Here is a 17,186-nt window from a genome sequence, read left to right on the forward strand (position 1 = left end):
CGCAGCGGTGCTAAAAGAAATGCCCTGACCTGTGAAGGCTCAGGGCATTTTTGTTTCTTACTCACTGATCTTACAAGCTGCCCGGTGTGCGGCTGCGATTCGACGAAACCACGCGCCCACGGCCCAAAGTTTCCAGACGGGCCTGGAAAGGTGGGAATGGCAGAGTAATACCGTGCTCGCGGTAACCGGCCAGAATCAACTGATGAATCTCATGACGCAGCGGCATACGGTGGCCCATTTCGGCGGCGTAAATACGCAGCTCGAAAATTTGGATCCCTTGCTGGAGATCGACCAAATAGACCTCGGGTGGCGGGTTATCCAAGACCAAGGTACAGCGGCGCGCCGCGGTCAGTAATACTTCCGTCACTTCTTCGCTACTGGTTTCTGCTGGGGCCGGTACCGTCAAGACCACACGGGTAATGGAATCCGACAGCGACCAGTTAATAAATTGCTCAGTAATAAAGGCCTTATTCGGCACGATAATTTCTTTACGATCCCAATCTGAGATGGTCGTGGCGCGAGTATTAATTTTGGTGACGCTACCGGTGAGGTCACGGATAGTCACGGTATCGCCGATGCGGATCGGTTTTTCAAACAAGATGATCAAGCCGGAGACGAAGTTGGCGAAAATCTCCTGCAAACCAAAGCCTAGCCCCAAACCCAGAGCAGCAACCAGCCATTGGAATTTCGCCCATTCGATTCCCAGCATAGAAAAACCAACCAAACCCCCAATCAGGATCAACAGATATTTGGTAATCGTGGAGATGGCATAGCCGGTTCCGGGGGTCAGATCCAAATGTTGTAACAGTGCCAGCTCCAGCAGGGCTGGGAAATTACGCACCAGTTGGGTTGTCACGATCATCACCAGAATAGCGATCAGCAGTGATCCCATGGTGATCGCCTGTACTGACTCAATACCGTTTATCGTCGATGACGAGTCCCACAAGCGAATATTTTCCAGGAAACCAAAAGCTGAATGAATCTCAGACCACAGCACTATCACAGAAACTAACGCGATCATGGTCAGAATGGATCGCACCAGTCGCAGAGACTGCGCGCTGATCACATCCAGATCAATCACCGGTTCTTCAACATCAATGGAGCCTTCCGTGCTGTTATTGTGCGGTATTGTATCGTCTTCGCCACGGGCACGTTGCGCCAGAATATCAGCACGGCGCTGTTTGGCGCGATCAAAGGCAATGCGGCGGCGCTGAATCAGCATCCAGCGGCGGATAATATGATAAACCACCAACAAGAAGAACCAGATAGCGACCGAGGTTTCCAGACGGGCTAACAATGCTTGTGACGTGGTGAGATAACCCAGAGCAGATGCCAATGCTGCCATCAATGGCGCAGACAGTAAAAGCCCCCACAGCGCGGTGTTAACAATATTATCGCCAGAACCTTTTTTATCCAGATAGAGTGGAATACCCGCCCGCTTCAAGCTGTTGGTGACCAAACTTAAGGCAATACACAGCAAAATAAAGCACAGCCGGCCCAGTGTGCCAGCGAATTCGCGGTCGTTATAATTCTCGAATGTAATCAGCGCCATCATCAGTGGGATAATCAACCACACTGACATGCGATAGAAGCGCATTGCCCGGCCCACTTGGGTTGGTGACCAGCGGAAGTGGGTAATAAACAGGCCATGTGGATGGGCAAATGAGGCGCTTATCATAAATACCCACAGCACCGGCACGGTCGCGGTGACAGCATTACCAATGGCGATAGCCATCGGATATGACCAGGCATTTTGCAAACCATATCCGACCGCCGCCCATAAGACAGGCAACGGCAACGCCATCAGAATGGACCAGAATACGGTGCGCAACGTCAGGGAGAAATGGTCTTGTGTAACCTTGCCAACACGGCTGCTGGCGCGCTCCAGGAAAGCATGATAATGGCGGCGAGAGCTGATACTGAAACCGACAAACAGTAGCGCGCCAATAATTGGCAGCAATGTTTCTTGGCTAGTCATCATCATGACAAAGGCTTGGCTGAGCTGCGAAAGGGTGTCGAGTGACAGCAAACGGGTGAGGTCATGGGCGACGTTAAGCGGATAAGAGAGTGATATCGGGCTAACATCCGCCACCCAAAACAGGTAGCGGTGGGTCGCTTCGCGAACTTCACTTAAGGCATCCACTAACTGACTGTTGGCCACTTTCAGCTTGGTCAGCTCAAGAATCTGAGTGTCATAACCGGATAACAGAGAATTCAGTAATTCGCGCTGCGTGCGCCACTGAGCATCGAGAATTCGCTGTTGCTCAGTGGTCAGTGGCGTGCCATCGTCTTGTGTTAATTTGACATTTTGCTGCTGTAACTTCTCCAGCATGTCTTCATATTGCAGACGTTGAACTCGCAATTGGGCCATATCGCGATCCAATTGCTGATTTTTGGGCACATCGGGCAACCTCGCCACTTGTGCTCGCAATGCTTCACCCAATGCGGTTGAAACCCCCAACCATTGAGCTTGCTCACGGATAGTGCTAAGTGCCTGACGAACCTGCTGAGTTTGTGTGACGGCCTGGCGTTGCTGCGAGGAAATCAGGTCAATGCGCTGCACTTGCTGATTTAGCGCTTGAGACAAATCGCGGTTTATTTGCAACTGTTGGGTAATAGATTCAGGTAAATCACCGCCTTGTTCGGCCAGTAATTCTGTGCGCTCGAGCGCTTGTTCTGCGGCTTGTTGGCGCTGACTATTCAGGTTGTTACGCAAGCTCTGGAGTTGAGCATCGACCCGCTCCTGGCGCTTTTTGTATAGCTCGGCCCGTAGCCGGGAAAGCTCTTGGCGATTATTGGCGGAGAGTTGGGAAAGCTCCAGCTCATTGGCTTTCGCTTTGCGGGCCACGGCTTCAGCTTGCAATAATGCCAACTGCGCTTGTGCTACTGGGGTGGTGGGGCTACTTTGCGCCTGAAGTCGCGTGCTGATTTCTGCCAGAATGCGCCGGGCTTCTGATTGTTGTTGCGGCAGCTGATTCAGTGACTCACTGATTTCCCGTGCGCGGTCTTGCTCCTGCTGTGACAGGCGGCTTAACTCTAATAATTGGCTGCTGACTTGCAGCACTTGCTGTTCCAGTTCGGACGTGGACAGATTATTAGGGACTGGCAGGGGTTTATCCCCTTCCTGCGCCAATTGTTGGCGTAACTCACGGGTGAGCTTAGGAAAGTCATCAATGGCTTTTTGATACTGCTGGGCGCGGATATCAGATTCTTTGGCATCCGCTAACCAACTAAGAGCCCCTTGCAGCGCCTGAACAATTTCTGCCTGATTTACCATCCCTTTATTGGCTTCAGCCTGTTTCAGCTCTTGTCTGAGCTGATCTTCATTCGGCTGAGTTGCCGCATGAAGCGGCAGGGACAACAACATGACTAATGACAGTAAAATGGCTGAAAACCATGAAATTATTAGGCGCACGTAAGGGTTCCTTAACATCAATGTCTTGTCAGCCGAGAGCTAGCACGGCGGGGTCGCGGGGATAGCTTCGGCTAATACTTCACCCATGCGGGTAACCGAACCGCTGTTTAACTGTGGCGCTAAATGTACTTTGCCCTCAGCAAACAAGTTAATCACCGTCGAGCCCAACTTAAAGCGGCCCATTTCTTGCCCTTTCTCCAGCGTGACAGCACCTTCAGCCCCAGCCTGCGGGTAAGTCCAGCGGCGAATCACACCTTCCCGCGGTGGGGTAATAGTGCCCGCCCAGACGGTTTCTATGCTGCCCACGATAGTGGCACCCACCAGAATTTGTGCCATCGGGCCAAAGGCGGTGTCAAAGATACAAATGACGCGCTCGTTACGGGCGAACAGGTTAGGAACATTCGCTGCGGTCAATGGATTGACCGAGAATAAATCACCCGGAACATAAATCATTTCACGCAACACACCATCACATGGCATATGCACGCGGTGATAATCGCGCGGAGCCAGATAAGTGGTGACGAACTGCCCATTCTGGAACTCAGCAGCCAGCATATAGTTACCTGCCAACAAAGCTTCCACACTGTAGTCGTGGCCTTTTGCCTGCAAGATTTGCCCATCATGAATGGTGCCTAACTGACTGATAGCGCCATCAGCGGGTTGAACTAATAGATTTTCTTCAACCACAACGGGGCGCGCACCGGCACGGAGCGGGCGCACAAAGAATTCGTTAAATGTGCGATAAGCAGAGAATTCAGGTGCTTGTGCTTCTTTCATATCAACTTTGTAATAGCGAGCAAACGCCTTGATAACCAGTTGCGTCAACCAGCCACCTTGTTTATCTGCGCCCCAGCCCGCCAAACGGGTCAGACCAAGCTTAGGAAGTAAATATTGTAATCTGATTTTGAGACTATCCAGCACGTAGACCTCTTGGGTAAGCTGTTTGTGATAAATTGTATCGAATAGAAAGCTGCGACTAAAACATCATTTTTCGCCACTATTTCTCATCACTATCTGATGTCTTGCGCGGCTTCGCCTGCTCCATACTTTCCAGAATGCGATGATAATTATCAAAGCGCTCCTCGGCAATTTTACCTTGCTCTACCGCTTCGCGCAGCGCACAGCCGGGATCGGTGGTGTGGCTACAATCGCGGAACTTGCAATGACCAAGATAATCACGGAATTCGACAAAACCTTGCGTAATTTGTTCCGGAGCCAGATGCCACAGACCGAATTCACGTACCCCCGGTGAATCAATCACATCACCACCATGCTGGAAGTGATATAAACGAGCGGCGGTGGTGGTGTGCTGGCCCAGCCCTGAGTTGCCGGACACGGTATTGACCAAAATTTCATTATCTGTTGGCGGCAACAAGGCATTCAATAGGCTGGATTTACCCACCCCTGACTGACCGGCAAAGATACTTATCCGCCCAGCTAGCGCCTGTTCAAAGGCTTCCATCCCTTCACGGGTTTGGCTGGAAACTTCTAATACGTTGTAGCCAATACGGCGATAGATATCCATCATGCCATCAACGAATTTACGGCCATCGGCGTCCAGTAAATCGATTTTATTCAGTACGATTAACGGCTCGACATCTAATGTTTCACAGGCCACCAGATAGCGGTCGATGATATTGAGCGAAAGTTCGGGCAAAATCGCCGAAACGATCACAATCTGATTAATATTCGCGGCGATCGGCTTCACACCGTCATACAAATCAGGGCGCGTTAGAACGGATGTCCGCTCATGAACGGCTTCGACAATACCTTTAACTCGCACACCTTCCTGCGCTTGCAGGCCGGGACGCCAAACCACACGGTCACCCGTCACCAGTGACTTGATGGTACGGCGGATATTACAACGATGCTGAACACCATCGGCAGCTTCGACATCAGCATGCTGACCGAAGCGACTGATTACGATACCTTCTTGCGCATCGCCAAGCTGAGAGTCATCTAACTCAGGTTTTCTATCAGTGCGTAGCCGGCGCTGATGGTTAGCCTGTACACGGCGTTGCTGACCTTTCGACAGTTTATTCTTACTCACTGTGCCTCACTTGAATCTGCATTAATACCCTTAGTATTTGAAGCCGCAGGGGTGTTCGCTACGTTCACTCATCCGAATCACTTACTTGAGTAAGCTCATCGGAACTCGTTCGCTTGCTGCCTGCCTGCAACTCCAATTTCTTTGGGTATATCGCTGGTTGCGACCAAAAGGGCTATGATACACATTATTTTATCAATTAACCGTTTGTTCGGTAGCTCACCCGCTAACAGGCAGGAAAAATCATGACAGAAAATCAAAATAATCTAATCTGGATCGATCTGGAAATGACCGGTCTTGATCCGCAGCGGGATCGGATCATCGAGATAGCTACTCTGGTTACCGATGCTAACCTTAATATCCTGGCAGAAGGCCCGGTGTTGGCCGTCCACCAGTCTGATGAGCAGCTTGGGCTAATGGATGAGTGGAATGTGCGTACGCATACCGGCAGTGGGTTGGTTCAGCGAGTTAAAGACAGCCCCTTTAGTGATAGTGATGCTGAATTGCAAACTATTGAATTTCTAAAGCAGTGGGTTCCGGCAGGCGTTTCCCCTATTTGTGGTAACAGCGTGGGCCAAGACCGGCGTTTCCTGTTCCGTTATATGCCAGAGCTTGAAGCCTACTTCCATTACCGTTATCTGGACGTGAGCACCTTAAAAGAACTGGCCCGCCGCTGGAAACCCGAGATTCTGGCTGGTTTTAAAAAGAAAAATACTCATCAGGCACTGGATGATATCCGCGAGTCAGTCGCTGAACTTGCTTATTATCGCGAGCATTTTATTCAATCTTAGTCCCTTTCGGCCTTGAAGCTGTGGGGGTGTTAGCTGCGCGCACTTACCCGAATCACTTACTGATGTAAGCTCATCGGGGCGCGTTTGCTGGCTGCCTACCTACAACTCCAATGACTTTGGGGAACCTTTCGGCCTTGAAGCTGTGGGGGGCTTGCGAGTAGCCCGGCCTGCAATGTCAATAACTTTGGGTATATACTGTGTCAGGCGCTGGTAAAAACAGCATATTGCTGTTTTAATCGGCACTTGAATCAAAAAATGATTTTTTTGCTTTCAGGGGCTTGCGGCAAAACGGATTTCTCGTATAATGCGCACCCCGTACCGATGAAGAATTCGCGAGCTTGCGCAAACAGATTCAGTACTGGAAAGTATGACACAGAGCGGGAATAGCTCAGTTGGTAGAGCACGACCTTGCCAAGGTCGGGGTCGCGAGTTCGAGTCTCGTTTCCCGCTCCAATTTCTTGAATCAAAAGAGATTGGTCATAAAGAAATAATCAGTATAGAGATAAAAAGTATAGAAATTGATGCGCTGTTTTTCTTTTATAGTGCATGACAGCGACGCGGGAATAGCTCAGTTGGTAGAGCACGACCTTGCCAAGGTCGGGGTCGCGAGTTCGAGTCTCGTTTCCCGCTCCAAATTTTTATTTTTTTGCGCTGGTCATTTCAGATAGTCAAATGCTGTTTTAACGGCATCTCAATGCGGGAATAGCTCAGTTGGTAGAGCACGACCTTGCCAAGGTCGGGGTCGCGAGTTCGAGTCTCGTTTCCCGCTCCAAAATGTTTCATTCAATCTTGTCTTAATTATCCACAGCCCAATCGTGCGCTGCACCTCGTTTCACATACATTGTATTAACTTCTTCAACAGAGTTATCCACAGATTCTGCTGTTTTTATATTCAGTTCATTATTTAACCACTTAAATTCCTGATTTAATAACAATTTGATTTTATTGCATATATTTTTATGTAAAAACGTTATGCCGATCACTTGTGCTTTTTTTCGCACTTGATTGCCAAGGTGTTTTTATTTTTATGCACAGGAAAAGTCTGGGTTCATTCATATTAAAAATAATTGAAAAAACCCTGCTCAATATCATGTGATATCAGGCAAAAGCGGCTTCAGGCATCTCGTGGCAGGCCTTTTTCAATCGCTCTCACCAGCCGTTTTTTCTGCGGCGATTGAACATCCCCAATCAGTGTAGACCGTCTTTTCAATTGCTGTGAGATGGCCCATTCAATATGTTCATCTAACATCGGATCTATGCCGCGGCGCGCTTCCAATGCCAACACGATATTATCGAGATAGGGCGCATTACCCAATGCCACTGAGATATTGCGTAACCAGCGCAGGTGACCAATTCGCCGGATGGCAGAGCCTTCGGTTATCCGTAAGAACTTCTCTTCATTCCAGCTAAATAAATCCAGCAACTGTGGGGTGTGCAGCACAACACGAGGGCTGAAATCTTCTTCGTCAGTTAATTGCGAAAAGCGGTTCCACGGGCAGATAAGCTGGCAATCATCACAACCATAAATACGATTGCCCATTAACGGGCGAAACTCTTCCGGTATTGCGCCCTCCAACTCAATGGTCAGATAGGAGATACAGCGGCGCGCATCAACAGTATAGGGCGCGACGATGGCCCCGGTCGGGCAGGTGGTGATGCAAGCAACACAACGCCCGCATTGTTCTTCTTGGGGTTTATCGATCGGCAGCGGTAGGTCAATGAGCAGCTCGCCCAAGAAGAACCAGGATCCGGCCTCACGATTTAAAATAAGTGAGTGCTTACCAACCCAGCCAATCCCTGCTTTAGCCGCCAGTGACCGCTCCATTATCGGGGCTGAATCGACAAACGGGCGGAAATTGATATCGTCACCGGTCTGTTCCAGGCAATAGCTCTGGATCATATCGCCCAGCTTTTTCAGGCGCTGGCGCAATAATTTATGATAGTCGCGGCCTAATGCATAACGGCTGACATAACCGAGTTCTGCATTCTTTAATGTGCTGGCAAATGCGGCCTTGGCAGGCAGATAATTCATTCGCACGCTAATTACCCGCAAAGTTCCGGGTAATAATTCATGGGGGCGCGCGCGCAGCATACCGTGGCGGGCCATCCAGGCCATTTCGCCATGATATTGTTTATCAAGCCAGGCCTGTAAGCGCGGTTCTTCCGCTGACAGATCTGTATCGCAGATGCCGACTTGCTGGAAACCTAGCGATTGCCCCCATTGCTTGATATGTTGGGCTAATTGATTCAGATCGAGGGGATGTGCCATGACGGACCATAGTAAGAAACAAATCAGTGTCAGTTTACCACACTCTGTTTTTTCTGCGGACTGGGTGCGCCAGAATGAGGCGATCGCCGCGGCACACTTCTCCCTGAGCTTATTTGACCTGATGGTGAGAGCCGGAAATGCAGCATTTGAACTGGCGCGAAAGCAATACCCCGCCGCGCGCCACTGGTTAATTTTATGCGGCCACGGTAATAACGGTGGCGATGGCTACATTGTTGCCAGCCGGGCATTGGCCGCGGGTCTGAATGTGACACTGATTGCTTGCCCTGGCAATCGGCCCCTGCCCGCAGAAGCCCATCAGGCGCAATCTCAATGGCTGGCAGCGGGCGGCGTGATTAATCAACCTGATATCTTATGGCCACAACATATCGATTTAATTATTGATGGTTTGCTAGGTATTGGCCTGCGAGCCGCGCCGCAAGGTGTTTATGCTACGTTGATTGACACGGCAAACCGCCACCGTGCAGCAAAAATCGCCTTGGATATCCCGTCAGGGCTGAGTGCTGATAGCGGCGCGGCTCCCGGCTCCGTCATTCGCGCGGATCACACTCTGACGTTTGTCACCCTAAAGCCCGGTTTGCTCACTGGGCAAGCCCGTGATTGGGTCGGGCATTTACACTGTAATGATTTAGGATTGACACCCTGGCTGGCTGCTCAACCCGTCCAAATTGAGCGCCTGACCGCCGGTAATTTGCCACAATGGTTGAAACCGCGTCGCCCTTGCGCCCATAAAGGTGAGCATGGGCGGTTATTGCTGGTAGGGGGCGATAAAGGGTTTGGCGGCGCGATTCGCATGGCGGGAGAAGCTGCGCTGCGTAGCGGTGCTGGGCTGGTGCGAGTGCTCACTCACATTGAGCATGTGGCCCCGATTTTGGCCGCTCGTCCAGAGCTAATGGTGCAGGAGTTAACCCCTGAAACCCTGGCGCAAAGTATGAGTTGGGCTGATGTATTGGTGGTCGGCCCGGGGTTAGGGCAATCTGATTGGGGCCGAAATGCTCTGAATTTATTGCAACAAAGTGATAAACCAGCATTATGGGACGCTGATGCACTCAACTTGCTGGCATTAAATCCGCTGAAGCGTCAGAATCGGGTATTAACTCCCCATCCTGGCGAAGCTGCCCGCCTGCTCGGTTGCCGCGTTGCTGATATTGAGAGTGACCGCTTACTTTCTGCCCGTAACATCGTTAAACAATATGGTGGTGTGGTGGTCTTGAAAGGGGCTGGTACTCTTATTGCCAGTGAACAGGGCGAGATGGCGATTGCTGATGTCGGTAATGCGGGTATGGCCTCCGGCGGTATGGGGGATATTCTGTCCGGCATTATTGGGAGTTTGATAGTACAAAAGCTGGTGCTGTATGATGCCGCCTGTGCAGGTTGTGTTGTGCATGGCGTTGCCGCAGACAAACTGGCTGAAGTTCAAGGCACCCGGGGTTTACTGGCCACAGATTTGCTGTCAGTTATTCCGAAGTACGTTAATCCTGAGTTAGCAAAATAGATATCACAGAATGAAAGAACTCGTTTTACCTCTGCCTGATGAGGCAGCGACCGTTGCATTAGGGGGCACTTTGGCTCAGGCCTTCGAGGGTGCCAGCGTTATTTATCTGTTCGGTGACTTAGGTGCCGGAAAAACAACTTTTAGCCGTGGCTTTCTTCAGGCCCTTGGCCATTCAGGGCATGTTAAAAGCCCGACTTATACCTTGGTTGAACCTTATGCGCTAGCCCCAAGGCCGGTTTACCATTTTGACCTATATCGTCTGGCTGACCCCGAGGAGCTGGAGTTTATGGGCATTCGTGATTACTTTGATAAGCAAGCAATTTGCCTGGTGGAATGGCCACAACAAGGGGCTGGGTTCTTACCTCAAGCGGATGTTGAGCTGCATTTGACTTATCAGGCCGAGGGGCGCGAAGCCCGCCTGGTGGCCCTTTCTGATGCCGGCGCGGATGTATTGCGCCGTTTAGCTGCTGTGCAAGGACGATTTAATAATGATGCATAGCTCTACGCGACTAATAAATAGCTTTACGCGACCAGGTTGTTGGACGAAAAAGACTTTCTGGCGACCATCATTGGCTGCCGTAATGCTGATTATGGTGAGTTTATTTGCTCTGCCTTCTGCATTCGCCGCCAAGCTTACCGATATTAAGGTGAACAATGGCTCGACTGAAAGCAAAGTGACACTCAGTTTTGATGGTCAGCCGGTTTATGCTTTCTTTTCTTTAAATTCACCCGAGCGGGTGGTGCTTGATGTCCGTCAAAGCGGCAATCTTTCCGGATTACCACTGGAATTCAGTGGGCAGAATCTGCTGAAAAGAATCCGCTCCAGTACCCCGAAAGATGAACAAAGCACCCGTCTGGTGCTGGAATTGACACAAAAAGTCAAAACTCACGCGGTGACTCAGCAGTCGGGTAACAATTACACCGTCGTGATCACCATGACAGCGTCGGCGAGTGCCCCTGTGCGGCAAACTCAGTCTTTAAGCCCAAATAATACGCCGCTGAACCAAACCAATACGCCTAGCCCTAATGCCGGGCGGTTAACTTCACCGGCGACGAATGCGAATACGGAATCACGGATCACGAGCGCCAATACCACGTCAGTAGCTAAAAACCCGTTTAACAACAAGCCGACTGTGGTGGTGAGCAGCGAGAACATCACGACGAATACTGCGCGACCGATCAAAACTGCCCGCCAGACCAACACTGCCAGTGCGGCGAACAGCTCCCGAGTGGTGGTAGCGATTGATGCCGGTCATGGTGGTCAGGATCCCGGTGCGATTGGGCAAAATGGCTTGCAAGAGAAGAGTGTCACTATCGCCATCGCCCGTCGGCTTGAAGCACTGCTTAACAGTGACCCGATGTTTAAACCGGTATTGACCCGCAATGGCGATTATTTTATTTCGGTAATGGGCCGTTCTGATGTGGCGCGTAAGCAGGGCGCTAACGTGTTGGTCTCCATTCATGCTGATGCGGCGCCTAACCGCAGCGCAACCGGGGCGTCAGTTTGGGTATTGTCGAATCGCCGCGCTAACAGTGAAATGGGTAATTGGCTGGAGCAGCATGAGAAACAATCCGAACTGCTTGGTGGGGCCGGTGATGTATTGGCCAACACCGCCTCTGACCCTTATTTAAGTCAGGCGGTGCTGGATTTACAATTTGGTCACTCACAGCGGGTAGGTTATGACGTCGCCACTAAGGTGCTGAATGAGCTGCAAAGAGTGGGCGATATTCACAAACGTCGGCCGGAACACGCCAGTCTTGGGGTGTTACGTTCACCGGATATTCCGTCATTATTAGTGGAAACCGGCTTTATCAGTAATAGTACGGAGGAGCGGCTGCTTGGCAGTAGCGCGTATCAGGAGAAAATTGCTCAAGCCATTTATAAAGGTTTGCGCAGTTATTTCCTTGCGCATCCGCTACAAGCCGACCCAAAGGTCGAAAACCGCCCGCTTATTGAAACCGCGGCGGTTGATTCATCTTCACAGCGCTCAAGTGTTAGCCAGCCAGAGCCGGTGGTTAACAACATAGCAAGCAGCGGCAGGCCATCTGCCGCCAAACCGGCTGCGACGGGTAAAAGTCAGATTCATAAAGTACAGCGTGGCGAAACCTTATCCGGTATTGCTAGCCAATACGGCGTCAGCATGGCGCTGTTGCGGCAAAATAACACCCTGAAAAATGATGTCGTCTGGGTCGGGCAGCGCTTGAAAGTTCCCGCCTCGGGCACCGCTGCGGCTGCCGCGCCAAGAGCAGTGGCTAAAGCAAAGCCGAGCAAAAGCCAGCCGGTTAAACATCAGGTAAAACGCGGTGATACATTGTCGGCTATTGCTGCCAGATATGGTGTGTCGATGAGTGAGATTGAGCGGGCGAATAAGATAAAGTCAGGGAATGTCCAACTGGGGCAAACCCTCACTATTCCACAGTCGTAAGCGAAAGGAACTGCTATGCCAATTCAGATTCTACCCCCACAGCTTGCTAACCAAATTGCCGCCGGTGAAGTGGTAGAGCGGCCTGCCTCGGTAGTGAAAGAGTTGGTAGAGAATAGTCTGGATGCCGGTGCTACCCGAATTGATATTGATATCGACCGTGGTGGCGCGAAACTGATTCGCATCCGTGATAATGGCTGTGGCATTGGTAAAGACGATTTGGCATTGGCGTTGGCGCGCCACGCCACCAGTAAAATCAGTTCGCTGGAAGATTTGGAAGCCATCCTTAGTATGGGGTTTCGTGGCGAAGCATTAGCCAGCATCAGTTCAGTCTCGCGCCTGATTTTGACCTCGCGCACGGCGGAACAAAATGAAGCCTGGCAGGCGTATGCCGAAGGTCGCGATATGGCGGTGACCATCAAACCTGCTGCTCATCCGGTCGGCAGCACCCTTGAAGTGCTGGATCTGTTTTATAACACGCCTGCTCGCCGCAAATTTATGCGTACCGAAAAAACCGAATTTGGTCATATTGATGAAGTGGTGCGGCGCATTGCGCTGGCGCGCTTTGATGTGGCGATCAATCTCAGCCATAACGGTAAGTTAATGCGGCAGTACCGTGCCGCGACAGATCCTTCCCAACATGAACGCAGGCTGGCGAGTATCTGTGGCCCGGCGTTTTTGCAACATGCGCTGGCGATTTCCTGGCAGCACGGTGATTTGACCATTCGCGGTTGGGTGGCAGATCCCGCCGCGAGCCGCACACTGAGTGAAATGCAATATTGCTACGTTAATAACCGGATGATGCGTGATCGGCTGATTAATCACGCAATCCGCCAGGCTTATCAAGATTTACTCAAAGACGACCAGCAACCCGCCTATGTGTTGTATTTGGATATTGACCCACATCAGGTGGATGTCAATGTGCATCCGGCTAAGCATGAGGTGCGTTTCCATCAAGCACGGCTGGTGCATGATTTTATTTATCAAGCGGTTACCACGGTTTTACAGCAAGCCGCTACCCCGCTGCTGAACATCAATGAAGATGGTGAAGAAATCGAAGCCCCGCGCTGGCAACCAGAAAATCGCGTGGCAGCAGGGGGGAATAAATATGCCCAACCGGAACCGGCGAAAACCGCGCCAGTAGCACGAGTTTCTTCTCCGGAGCGGGCTGCCATGGCAGCACGGCCAGTCGCTCGTGAACCCGCCCCGACTTATAACGCCGGTCAACCCTACCAAAAACAACAAGGTGAATTATATCGCCAACTGGTGCAACCGGCCGTAGTGAATAAACCGGCGGCGGTTAGCCAACCTCCGGCCTCGCCTGCGCCACGTCAGAGACTTAATGACGAGCCACTGCACGGCGATAATTACAGCTTTGGCCGGGTGCTCACCGTGTTTCCGCCTTGCTATGCTCTTATTGAATATAAACAGGGCGTGGCATTACTGGAATTAAGGGTTGCTGAGCGTTGGTTGAAACAAGCTCAGTTGAATCCGCCCGCGGAAGGGTTGCGCCCTCAGCCGCTATTAATCCCCTTAAAACTGACATTGGATAAAAATGAAGCAGCCGCGTGCCAGCGTCATCAGAAATTGTTAGTGACCATGGGAATAGAATTGGCCGTGGAACACGAAAAGGCGACTTTACGCGCAGTATCTTTACCATTACGCCAACAAAATTTACAAAAACTGATGCCGGAACTGTTAGGCTATCTGTCGCAGCATGAAGAGATATCGCCAGATGCTCTCGCCACATGGATTTCTCGCCATCTTGGCAGTGAACATGAGGTATGGAATGTGTCTCAAGCGATACAATTATTGGCAGATGTTGAACGTCTTTGTCCACAGTTGGTAAAATCACCACCAACTGGGCTATTACAACCTATTGATATAAAGGCTGCATTGGCAACCCTGAAACATGAATGATATTGAAAATCTAGACCGGCCACCGGCAATCTTTATTATGGGGCCAACTGCCTCGGGTAAAACGGCGCTCTCCATTGCGCTGAGACAGCGGCTACCTGTCGAACTTATCAGTGTCGATTCTGCCCTGATTTATCGCGGTATGGATATCGGTACCGCGAAACCCAGTGCAGAAGAGCTGGCATTAGCGCCACATCGGCTGATTGATATCCGTGATCCCGCGCAATCCTACTCTGCCGCTGATTTCCGTAAAGACGCATTAAAAGAAATGGCCGAGATTACCGCAGCCGGGCGTATTCCGCTGCTGGTGGGCGGCACGATGTTGTACTTTAAAGCGCTGTTGGATGGGTTATCGCCATTGCCGAGCGCAGACCCGCAAGTGCGCCAGCGTATTGAACAGCAGGCAGCATTACTGGGTTGGGAAGCATTACACCAACAATTGGCTGAAATCGATCCCGTCGCGGCGGCGCGAATTCATCCTAATGATCCCCAACGGCTCTCCAGAGCACTGGAAGTTTTTTTTATTTCAGGTAAAACTCTAACAGAACTGACTAAAATTTCGGGTGAAACCTTACCGTATCGGGTTCACCAATTTGCGATTGCGCCTGTTAGCCGAGAACTGTTGCACCAGCGGATTGAATTACGTTTTCGTCAAATGCTGGATGCAGGGTTTGAAACCGAGGCTAGGGCGCTTTTTGGCCGCGGTGATTTGCATACGGATATGCCAGCCATTCGTTGTGTGGGATATCGGCAGATGTGGTCTTATCTGTCCGGTGAGATTGATTACGACGACATGGTTTACCGCGGAATCTGTGCGACACGCCAACTGGCAAAGCGCCAAATGACCTGGTTGCGGGGCTGGGGTTCAGTCCAGTGGCTTGACAGCGATAAGCCGGGAGAGGCTTTAGACTCTGTAATACAGGTTGTTAGTGCATAGGTTGAATGATTGTGTACAATTGATTAGTACTCAACGCGCGGATTTTTTTACGCAGTTTATTTTCGAGCCGATAGGTTCTTAGTTAATAACAACAAGCAAATAAGGAAAATACAGAATGGCTAAGGGGCAATCTTTGCAAGATCCGTTCCTGAACGCATTGCGTCGTGAACGGGTTCCGGTTTCTATTTATTTAGTGAATGGTATTAAACTGCAGGGCCAAGTTGAGTCTTTTGATCAGTTTGTCATTCTGTTAAAAAATACAGTCAGCCAGATGGTTTATAAACACGCCATCTCTACTGTTGTGCCTTCTCGCCCGGTTTCGCATCACAGCAATAGTCCGAGTGGTAGCACTAATAATTATCATGGTAGTAATCCATCTGCGCCGCAATCACCGCAGCAGGATAGCGATGACGCTGAATAAAGCGCATTGCTGGTCAACCATGACGGGGAACATAAGCAACGGATTCGGGTTTATGTTCTCCGCACTAGCGGTTTTGATCCGTTTGAGAGGTTGCACGTTTGTTTGACCGTTATGAAGGCGGTGAGCAGGCCGTACTGGTTCATATCTATTTCTCGCAAGACAAAAACTCAGAGGATCTGCGTGAGTTCGAAGCGCTGGTATCTTCTGCGGGCGTAGAAGCTTTGCAAATTGTGACGGGTAGTCGCAAAGCTCCACATCCTAAGTTTTTTGTGGGCGAGGGAAAGGCAGTAGAAATTGCTGATGCAGTGAAAGCCAGTGGTGCGTCTGTTGTCTTGTTTGATCATGCCCTTTCCGCAGCGCAGGAGCGAAATCTTGAGCGTTTGTGTGAGTGTCGGGTTATTGATCGTACTGGGCTGATTTTAGATATTTTTGCCCAACGGGCCCGTACCCATGAAGGTAAATTGCAGGTCGAATTAGCGCAATTGCGTCATATTGCGACCCGCTTGGTACGTGGTTGGACGCATCTTGAGCGTCAAAAGGGGGGCATCGGCCTAAGAGGGCCAGGTGAAACCCAGTTGGAGACCGACCGCCGTTTGCTACGTGACCGCATCAGCTTGATTTTGAGCCGTTTGGAGCGAGTTGCAAAGCAGCGTGAGCAGGGGCGGCGCGCGCGCACCCGTGCTGATATTCCGACAGTATCTTTGGTGGGATATACCAACGCCGGTAAATCTAGCCTGTTTAACAAAATTACGGCAGCTGATGTTTACGCGGCTGACCAACTATTTGCCACGCTGGATCCCACTTTACGCCGTATTACTGTGGCTGATGTGGGCGATACAGTGTTGGCGGATACGGTAGGCTTTATCCGGCATTTGCCGCACGATTTGGTTGCTGCTTTTAAAGCGACATTACAAGAAACGCGGCAAGCCTCATTACTGCTACACATTATTGATGCAGCTGATCCTCGGGTGGCCGAGAATATGGCCGCAGTCGATTCTGTATTGGCAGAAATCGAGGCGGATGAAATCCCTACATTATTAGTAATGAATAAAATTGATTTGTTGGATGATTTCGTCCCGCGAATTGATCGCAACGAAGACAATCTGCCAGTCAGAGTTTGGCTTTCGGCCCAAACTGGCGCAGGTATCCCGTTGCTCTTTCAAGCGTTAACGGAGCGTCTTTCAGGTGAGATCGCACACTTTGAATTACGTTTGCCGCCTCAGGCAGGCCGTTTACGCAGCCGTTTTTACCAGCTTCAGGCAATTGAAAAAGAGTGGATAGACGAGGACGGGAACGTCGGTATGGTGGTAAGAATGCCTATCGTTGATTGGCGTCGTCTCTGTAAGCAAGAGCAAGATTTGGTCAGTTATATTACTAATGAGCCAGTACGGCTAATTAATTGATTATCTGATTGATTTTGCGAGATTAAGAGCCAGCTTCTTTGGCGTGTGCT

General features: G+C 50.7%; 13 protein-coding genes and 3 tRNA genes. 11 read left to right on the top strand and 5 right to left on the bottom strand.

What is annotated here, in order from left to right; translation table 11 throughout:
- Positions 1–70 precede the first annotated feature (70 nt).
- The 3 genes from mscM to rsgA all read right to left on the bottom strand — a co-directional run bounded on the left by mscM (position 71) and on the right by rsgA (position 5,465).
- Entirely contained in the window at positions 71–3,415 is a 3,345-nt protein-coding gene (gene mscM / locus OVO64_RS11885) for a miniconductance mechanosensitive channel MscM (protein ID WP_038636962.1), read from the bottom strand.
- 39 nt (positions 3,416–3,454) lie between these two features.
- Positions 3,455–4,336, bottom strand: a complete 882-nt coding sequence (gene asd, locus OVO64_RS11890) for an archaetidylserine decarboxylase (protein ID WP_038636959.1) — start codon at positions 4,334–4,336, stop codon at positions 3,455–3,457.
- 76 nt (positions 4,337–4,412) lie between these two features.
- Positions 4,413–5,465 carry a small ribosomal subunit biogenesis GTPase RsgA gene (gene rsgA / locus OVO64_RS11895; protein WP_038636955.1) on the bottom strand — a complete coding sequence of 351 codons (1,053 nt, stop codon included), beginning with the start codon at positions 5,463–5,465 and terminating at the stop codon, positions 4,413–4,415.
- A 242-nt stretch (positions 5,466–5,707) separates the two neighbouring features.
- On the opposite strand from rsgA, the gene orn reads away from it, so the two are divergent.
- From orn to OVO64_RS11915, 4 genes are all read left to right on the top strand, one after another.
- Positions 5,708–6,253 (top strand): oligoribonuclease, encoded by a 546-nt coding sequence (orn, locus tag OVO64_RS11900; protein WP_145509871.1) that lies wholly within the window; start codon positions 5,708–5,710, stop codon positions 6,251–6,253.
- 377 nt (positions 6,254–6,630) lie between these two features.
- Positions 6,631–6,706 (top strand) — tRNA-Gly (locus OVO64_RS11905).
- Positions 6,707–6,810: 104 nt separating this feature from the next.
- Positions 6,811–6,886, top strand: a tRNA-Gly gene (locus OVO64_RS11910).
- A 63-nt stretch (positions 6,887–6,949) separates the two neighbouring features.
- Positions 6,950–7,025 (top strand) — tRNA-Gly (locus tag OVO64_RS11915).
- 22 nt (positions 7,026–7,047) lie between these two features.
- On the opposite strand, the gene OVO64_RS11920 is transcribed toward OVO64_RS11915, so the two are convergent.
- Positions 7,048–7,254, bottom strand: a complete 207-nt coding sequence (locus tag OVO64_RS11920; RefSeq protein ID WP_032820824.1) for a hypothetical protein — start codon at positions 7,252–7,254, stop codon at positions 7,048–7,050.
- A 113-nt stretch (positions 7,255–7,367) separates the two neighbouring features.
- On the bottom strand, positions 7,368–8,522 hold the full coding sequence (queG, locus tag OVO64_RS11925) for a tRNA epoxyqueuosine(34) reductase QueG (protein ID WP_004392468.1): 1,155 nt from the start codon (positions 8,520–8,522) through the stop codon (positions 7,368–7,370).
- Here queG and nnr point away from each other — a divergent pair.
- The 7 genes from nnr to hflX all read left to right on the top strand — a co-directional run bounded on the left by nnr (position 8,521) and on the right by hflX (position 17,136).
- The gene (gene nnr / locus OVO64_RS11930; RefSeq protein ID WP_145509870.1) at positions 8,521–10,035 is read left to right on the top strand and encodes a bifunctional ADP-dependent NAD(P)H-hydrate dehydratase/NAD(P)H-hydrate epimerase; all 1,515 of its coding nucleotides are present in this window, start codon (positions 8,521–8,523) and stop codon (positions 10,033–10,035) included. The genes queG and nnr overlap by 2 nt on opposite strands.
- 10 nt (positions 10,036–10,045) lie before the next feature.
- A complete protein-coding gene (tsaE, locus tag OVO64_RS11935) occupies positions 10,046–10,534 on the top strand; it encodes a tRNA (adenosine(37)-N6)-threonylcarbamoyltransferase complex ATPase subunit type 1 TsaE (RefSeq protein WP_038636943.1) in 489 nt (162 codons plus the stop codon).
- Positions 10,535–10,616: 82 nt separating this feature from the next.
- On the top strand, positions 10,617–12,461 hold the full coding sequence (amiB, locus tag OVO64_RS11940; RefSeq protein ID WP_186377446.1) for an N-acetylmuramoyl-L-alanine amidase AmiB: 1,845 nt from the start codon (positions 10,617–10,619) through the stop codon (positions 12,459–12,461).
- A 15-nt stretch (positions 12,462–12,476) separates the two neighbouring features.
- Positions 12,477–14,378, top strand: a complete 1,902-nt coding sequence (gene mutL, locus OVO64_RS11945; protein WP_145509869.1) for a DNA mismatch repair endonuclease MutL — start codon at positions 12,477–12,479, stop codon at positions 14,376–14,378.
- Entirely contained in the window at positions 14,371–15,312 is a 942-nt protein-coding gene (miaA, locus tag OVO64_RS11950; protein WP_145509868.1) for a tRNA (adenosine(37)-N6)-dimethylallyltransferase MiaA, read from the top strand. Before mutL ends, miaA begins: the two co-directional genes overlap by 8 nt.
- Positions 15,313–15,427: 115 nt before the next feature.
- A complete protein-coding gene (gene hfq / locus OVO64_RS11955) occupies positions 15,428–15,733 on the top strand; it encodes an RNA chaperone Hfq (RefSeq protein WP_042562589.1) in 306 nt (101 codons plus the stop codon).
- Positions 15,734–15,831: 98 nt separating this feature from the next.
- The gene (gene hflX, locus OVO64_RS11960) at positions 15,832–17,136 is read left to right on the top strand and encodes a ribosome rescue GTPase HflX (protein ID WP_038636933.1); all 1,305 of its coding nucleotides are present in this window, start codon (positions 15,832–15,834) and stop codon (positions 17,134–17,136) included.
- The last annotated feature ends 50 nt before the right edge of the window (positions 17,137–17,186 follow it).

Source organism: Yersinia sp. Marseille-Q5920, from assembly GCF_946902935.1.
Lineage (GTDB): Bacteria > Pseudomonadota > Gammaproteobacteria > Enterobacterales > Enterobacteriaceae > Yersinia > Yersinia rochesterensis.